The 6486-nt window shown below is 61.9% G+C and carries 5 protein-coding genes; all 5 read right to left on the bottom strand.

What is annotated here, in order from left to right; translation table 11 throughout:
• Positions 1–149: 149 nt before the first annotated feature.
• The gene (gene relA, locus AACY52_RS25225; protein WP_339416694.1) at positions 150–2393 is read right to left on the bottom strand and encodes a GTP diphosphokinase; all 2244 of its coding nucleotides are present in this window, start codon (positions 2391–2393) and stop codon (positions 150–152) included.
• A 120-nt stretch (positions 2394–2513) separates the two neighbouring features.
• Positions 2514–3866 carry a 23S rRNA (uracil(1939)-C(5))-methyltransferase RlmD gene (gene rlmD / locus AACY52_RS25220; RefSeq protein WP_339416695.1) on the bottom strand — a complete coding sequence of 451 codons (1353 nt, stop codon included), beginning with the start codon at positions 3864–3866 and terminating at the stop codon, positions 2514–2516.
• Positions 3866–4768 (bottom strand): cysteine synthase CysM, encoded by a 903-nt coding sequence (gene cysM, locus AACY52_RS25215; protein WP_339416697.1) that lies wholly within the window; start codon positions 4766–4768, stop codon positions 3866–3868. Before cysM ends, rlmD begins: the two co-directional genes overlap by 1 nt.
• Before the next feature lie 196 nt (positions 4769–4964).
• Positions 4965–5570 (bottom strand): DTW domain-containing protein, encoded by a 606-nt coding sequence (locus AACY52_RS25210; protein WP_339427396.1) that lies wholly within the window; start codon positions 5568–5570, stop codon positions 4965–4967.
• A 7-nt stretch (positions 5571–5577) separates the two neighbouring features.
• Positions 5578–6471 carry a LysR family transcriptional regulator gene (locus AACY52_RS25205; protein WP_339416701.1) on the bottom strand — a complete coding sequence of 298 codons (894 nt, stop codon included), beginning with the start codon at positions 6469–6471 and terminating at the stop codon, positions 5578–5580.
• Between the last annotated feature and the right edge of the window lie 15 nt (positions 6472–6486).

Below are 6486 nucleotides of genomic sequence, written 5' to 3'. Positions count from 1 at the left end.
CCACTCGGGTGCTGACACACCAGTGCTGGCTACGGCCTTTGCCCCGCACGCGTTCTATAACCTTACGATGAACCAGTTTGATGCGCGACAGCGCTACGTCGAAGATGTAGTGGGGCCTCCCACATTTCAAACCGCGGTTATCCAGTGACTCATGGTGCGCGATTACGCCGGGTTTCAATGATATTCGGCAACTGGGAAATCCGCCCCAGCAACCGCCCCAGTGCGTCCAGCCCCGGAATCTCGATGGTCAGGGACATCAACGCGGTGTTGTCCTCTTTGTTCGAGCGTGTGTTGACCGCCAGCACGTTGATCCGCTCATTGAGCAGCACTTGCGACACGTCACGCAGCAAACCGGAACGGTCGTAGGCGCGAACGATGATATCCACCGGGTAGGTCAGCACCGGCACCGGGCCCCAACTGACCTGGATGATCCGCTCCGGCTCACGCCCGCCCAATTGCAGCACCGAGGCGCAATCCTGGCGGTGAATGCTAACGCCACGGCCCTGAGTGATATAGCCGACGATGGCATCCCCGGGCAATGGCTGGCAGCAACCGGCGATTTGTGTCATCAAGTTGCCCACGCCCTGGATCTGAATATCGCCACGCTTGCCAGGCTTGTAGCCGATGGCCTTGCGCGGGATCAGTTCCAGCTGTTCGCTGCCGCGTTCCGGCTCGACCAGTTGCTGCGCCAGGTTGACCAGTTGCGCCAGGCGCAAATCGCCAGCACCGAGGGCGGCGAACATGTCTTCGGCAATCTTCATGTTGGCTTTTTCGGCCAGCTTGTCGAAGTCCACCTGCGGCAGGCCCAGGCGTGCCAGTTCGCGTTCAAGCAAGGTTTTACCGGCGGCGACGTTTTGGTCACGCGCCTGCAACTTGAACCAATGGACGATCTTCGCCCGCGCCCGCGACGTGGTGATGTAGCCCAGGTTCGGGTTAAGCCAGTCGCGGCTCGGCGTACCGTGCTTGCTGGTGATGATCTCGACCTGCTCACCGGTCTGCAGGCTGTAGTTGAGCGGCACGATGCGCCCGTTGATCTTGGCGCCCCGGCAGTTGTGGCCGATCTCGGTGTGTACGCGGTAGGCGAAATCCAGCGGCGTGGCGCCCTTCGGCAAGTCGATGGCGTGGCCGTCGGGGGTAAAGATGTAGACCCGGTCCGGCTCGATATCCACCCGCAACTGATCGGCCAGGCCGCCGATGTCACCGAGTTCTTCGTGCCATTCCAGCACTTGGCGCAGCCAGGAGATTTTCTCTTCGTACTGGTTGGACCCGGCCTTGACGTCGGTGCCCTTGTAGCGCCAGTGCGCACAAACGCCCAATTCGGCCTCTTCGTGCATGGCGTGGGTGCGGATCTGCACCTCCAGCACCTTGCCCTCGGGGCCGATCACCGCGGTGTGCAGCGAGCGATAACCGTTTTCCTTGGGGTTGGCGATGTAATCGTCAAACTCCTTGGGGATGTGCCGCCACAGCGTGTGGACGATACCCAGCGCGGTGTAGCAGTCGCGCATTTCTGGCACCAGCACACGCACGGCTCGCACATCGTAGATCTGGCTGAAAGCCAGGCCTTTGCGCTGCATTTTGCGCCAGATGGAATAGATGTGTTTGGCGCGGCCGCTGATGTCGGCTTCGACACCGGTGGCCTGCAACTCCGAGCGCAACTGGTTCATCACGTCGGCGATAAAACGCTCACGGTCGAGCCGCCGCTCGTGCAGCAACGTGGCAATCTGTTTGTACTGATCGGGTTCGAGGTAGCGGAAGGACAAGTCCTCCAGCTCCCACTTGATATGGCCGATACCCAGGCGGTGCGCCAGCGGCGCGTAGATATCGAAGACTTCGCGGGCGACGCGGTTGCGCTTCTCGTCGTCGGCGGTTTTTACCGCACGGATCGCGCAGGTACGCTCGGCCAGCTTGATCAGCGCGACGCGTACGTCGTCGACCATGGCCACCAACATCTTGCGCAGGTTTTCGACCTGACCCTGAGTGCCCAGCACCAAGGACTGACGCGGGCTGAGGCTGGCGCTGATCGCGGCCATGCGCAGCACACCGTCGATCAGCTTGGCCACTACCGAGCCGAAACGCTGGCCAACGGTCGCCAACTGAATGTGCCCTTCACGCACGCCGCGATACAGCACGGCGGCGATCAGCGAATCCTGGTCCAGCTTGAGATCAGCGAGGATCTCGGCGATTTCCAACCCGGTGCGAAAGCTTGACGTGCCTTCGGCCCACAGGTTCTTGGCCGCATTGTCTTGCTGCTCAGACTCACGAGCGAACTCGCAGGCTGCTTTCAAGGCTTCACGGTCCAGTGCCGGGTCGACACTGATGGCATGATCCAGCCATGCCTCGAGATTGATACTGCCGTCGGTGTTGATCGGCTGGTGTGCTCTCACCTGTACCATCTTGCTTACCTTCCCTACGACGCACCTTGGGGGCGCCAAAAATCATCCCGACCTCTGCTGCAAGCTCCCTGGCAGTTCACGACCCTGAAGAATGCAGGCCAGTCGGATTAAACGGGCATCCTAGCCCGCTTCAAATAACGCCATGGCCTCGACATGCGCGGTTTGCGGAAACATGTCGAGAATCCCGGCACGTTTTAGCCGGTAGCCTTGCTTGACCAACTCAACCGTGTCCCGCGCCAGCGTGGCTGGGTTGCAGGACACATACACCAGACGCTTGGCCTTGAGGGTCGCAAGCTTGCGCACAACCTCCAGGGCACCATCACGCGGTGGGTCCAAGAGTACCGCAGAAAAGCCCTGTTTGGCCCATTCTGCGTCAGTCAAAGGCTGGGACAAATCGGCCTGAAAAAACTGCGCATTATGCAAATCATTGCTGACGGCATTGACGGCAGCCCGCTCCACCATGGCCTGCACACCTTCCACCGCCACCACTTCACGCACCTGGCGCGCCAGTGGCAGGGCAAAGTTGCCCAGGCCGCAAAACAGATCCAGTACCCGCTCGTCGGGTTGTGGCGCCAGCCATTCCAAGGCCTGGGCGACCATCGCCGCGTTGACCCCGGCGTTGACCTGCACGAAGTCACCTGGCCGGTAGGCCAACTCCAGGTCCCACTGTTCCAATCGAAACCCCAACACCGAGTCGGGTTCGACCGGTTCCGGCTGGCCCTCGCCATGCAGCCATAATTGCGCTTCATGGAAATGGCAGAATTCTTTGAGGATCAGCAGGTCCGCGTCCGACAACGGTGCCATATGCCGCAGCAATAACGCGATGGACGTACCGCTGAACAGCTCCACATGCCCCAGGGCCTGAGGTTTGCTCAGCCGGCGCAACAGGTTCGGCAAGCGCTGCATGATCGGTTGCAAGGCCTGTACCAGCACCGGGCAATCATCGATGGCAACGATGTCTTGGCTGGCCACGGCGCGGAAACCGACTTCCAGATGTTTGGCCTTGGCATCCCAACGCACGGCCACACGGGCGCGGCGACGGTAACCGAACTCCGGGCCACTCAAAGGTGCAGCCCACTCTTGCGGTTCGACACCCGCCACACGGGACAGTTGCTCGGCGAGCATGCGCTGTTTCAGGGCAAGTTGTTCGGCGTGGGGCAAGTGCTGCACGCTGCAACCGCCGCAGCGGCCAACGTGCGCGCACGGTGCCGGGCGACGCAGTTCGCTGGCGGTGAACACACGTTCGGTGCGCGCTTCGACGATCTTGCCGTGGGCGCCCAGTACCCGTGCTTCGACTTCTTCGCCGGCCAGCGCACCATTCACAAACCAGGTGCGGCCCTCAAAGAACACGATGCCGCGCCCGTCATTGGCCAGGCGTTCGATGGTCAGGCGTTGTTTCTTTCCTACGGGGATCTGCGGGGCTCGGCTGCCGCCCGTCGGTTGGAAACGCAGCCCCCTCTCGTGCTTGGCCATCAGTGAGGTTCGTCGAAGAGGCCGGTCGACAGGTAACGGTCGCCTCGGTCACAGATAATCGCAACGATCACCGCGTTTTCCACTTCTTTTGACAATCGCAACATACCGGCCACCGAGCCACCGGAGGACACGCCGCAGAAGATGCCTTCTTCACGGGCCAGGCGGCGGGTGGTGTCTTCGGCTTCACGCTGGGCCATGTCGATGATGCGGTCCACGCGGGTCGCGTTGTAGATCTTCGGCAGATACTCTTCGGGCCAACGGCGGATGCCCGGGATGGCAGAGCCTTCCATCGGTTGCAGGCCGATAATCTGGATCTCGGGGTTCTGCTCCTTGAGGTAGCGCGAATTGCCCATGATGGTGCCGGTGGTCCCCATCGAACTGACGAAATGGGTGATGGTGCCCCCGGTCTGGCGCCAGATTTCCGGGCCGGTGGTGGTGTAGTGCGCCTCGGGGTTGTCGCCGTTGGCGAACTGGTCCAGCACCTGGCCACGGCCTTCGGCGGCCATGCGTTCGGCGAGATCGCGCGCGCCTTCCATGCCTGCTTCCTGGGTCACCAGCACCAACTCGGCGCCATAGGCGGTCATCGCGGCCTTGCGCTCGGCGCTGCTGTTGTCGGGCATGATCAGCACCATCTTGTAACCCTTGATCGCGGCGGCCATGGCCAGGGCGATCCCGGTGTTACCCGAGGTGGCTTCGATCAGGGTGTCGCCCGGCTTGATCTGCCCGCGCAACTCGGCGCGGGTGATCATCGACAACGCCGGACGGTCCTTGACGGAGCCGGCCGGGTTGTTGCCTTCGAGCTTGAGCAACAAGGTATTGCTGGTTTCGCCCGCCATGCGTTGCAAGCGGACAAGGGGCGTGTTGCCGACGCAATCGGCGATTGTAGGGTACTGCAAGGTCATGGCGTATTCGCAATCCAGACTGCGGGGGCGGACATCATACCGGGAAAGCCCGGCAGGCCATATCACGCAAAGTGCGGTGCTTATGGCTTAAAGGCATAAGCAGAGAATGTGTTGCCTGGGAGCCCGCTCCCACGCTTGGAGTACATTCTCCTGTGGACGCTGGCTTGCCTGCGATGGCCGCGACGCGGTCAGCCTGCTAACCCAGTCGTCCATCGCCGTGGTTTCGCTGAAAAACCTCCTCCCCCATCGCCGCAATCTGGCCTTCGATCAATGCTTCGAAGGGCTTGAGCAATGGTTCGAATGAGGAGGGGGCTTCCAGCACTTGCAATGCCTGCACAATGGCTTCCACTGTGGACAAGGCACCCGGCCCTGGCGCCTTGCGCAGCCGATACCGGGAAACGGCGCCCTCGGCCAACGTTACCCGGGGCAACGCCGCCAACAATGGATTGAGGTGCAGCAGTTTGCGCGCCTTGCGCCAGGTGCCGTCGGGAACGACCAACAACACGGGCTGATCACCGGGAGCATAGGCTTGCAGCGGCTGCGCGTCCTCTGCAGGAAACAATAGTCGCGCTTGGTAGCCGTGCGGATTCAGCAAGGTAGGCAAGTCATCAAACGTCTCCCCCACTACCAATTGCGCATTGTTCAACCCCAACGCCGCCAAACGCGCAGTGTTCAGCGCATGGTTGACCTCACTCGGGTGCTGCAACAGCAATACGCGGGTGCGGCTGTCGAGGCTGGGGATCAGCGCGCACAGGCAGTGGGTGGTGGGCCGCAAGCAGCGGGTGCATTGGGGTCTGGACATAGTGGTTTCAGGCCTGGTTGAGCTGGGCTTTGAGCAAGTCGCGGAAGGTCTGGATCAGTGGTTCACGGCTGCGGCCGCGGCGCATGATCATCGAGAACGGCGCCTGGTAGCCGAAGGTCGCCGGCAGCAACACGCGCAGGTCGCCCTTGTCGGCCCAGGCCTGGGCGTAGTGCTCGGGCAGGTAGCCGATATAGGCGCCGGACAGCACCAGGATCAACTGCGCTTCCATACTTTCCACGGTCGCGGCGCTGTGCTTGAAACCGTGGCGCGCCAGTTCGGCCTGGCTCCAGTAGCCACGACCGACCATGCGTTGTTGGGTGATGACTTGCTCGGGGATACGCCGTTCATTGAATAGAGGATGCCGGGTGCTGCAATACAACCAATGCTGCTCGCGATACAGCGGCATGTAGATCAGCCCGCTCATGCGGTTGGAGAAAGCGCCGATGGCCAGGTCCAGGCGATTGTCCTGCACGCCCAATTGCAGTTCGTAAGGGCTCATCACCGACAAGTGCAGGTGCACCGCCGGGTGTTCCTGGCTGTAGGCGCCGATGACTTCGGCGAACGGCAGGGCTTTGTCGCTGACGGTGGAGTCGAGCACGCCGAGCTTGAGGGTACCGCGCAATTCGCCCTTCAACGCCGCCGCGTATTGCTCGAACCCTTCCAACTCACCGAGCAGGCGAAGGGTTTCCTGATGGAACAACTCGCCCTTGCTGGTCAGGCTGAAGCCGCCCCGGCCGCGATGGCACAACACCAGCCCCAGCGCCGATTCCAATTGGCTCATATAAGTGCTGATGGCCGACGTCGACAGGTTGAGTGCGTGCTGGGCATTGGCGAACCCCTGGTGCCGCACGACGCTGACGAAGATGCGCAAGAGTTTCAGGTCGGGCAGAGCACTGGCCATGGGGTCTCCGAAGGC

Source organism: Pseudomonas sp. EA_65y_Pfl1_P113, from assembly GCF_963970525.1.
Taxonomy (GTDB): Bacteria; Pseudomonadota; Gammaproteobacteria; order Pseudomonadales; family Pseudomonadaceae; genus Aquipseudomonas; species Aquipseudomonas tritici.
The sequence above is the reverse complement of the archived record's forward strand: the minus strand, read 5'-3'. Positions and strand labels throughout refer to the sequence as shown.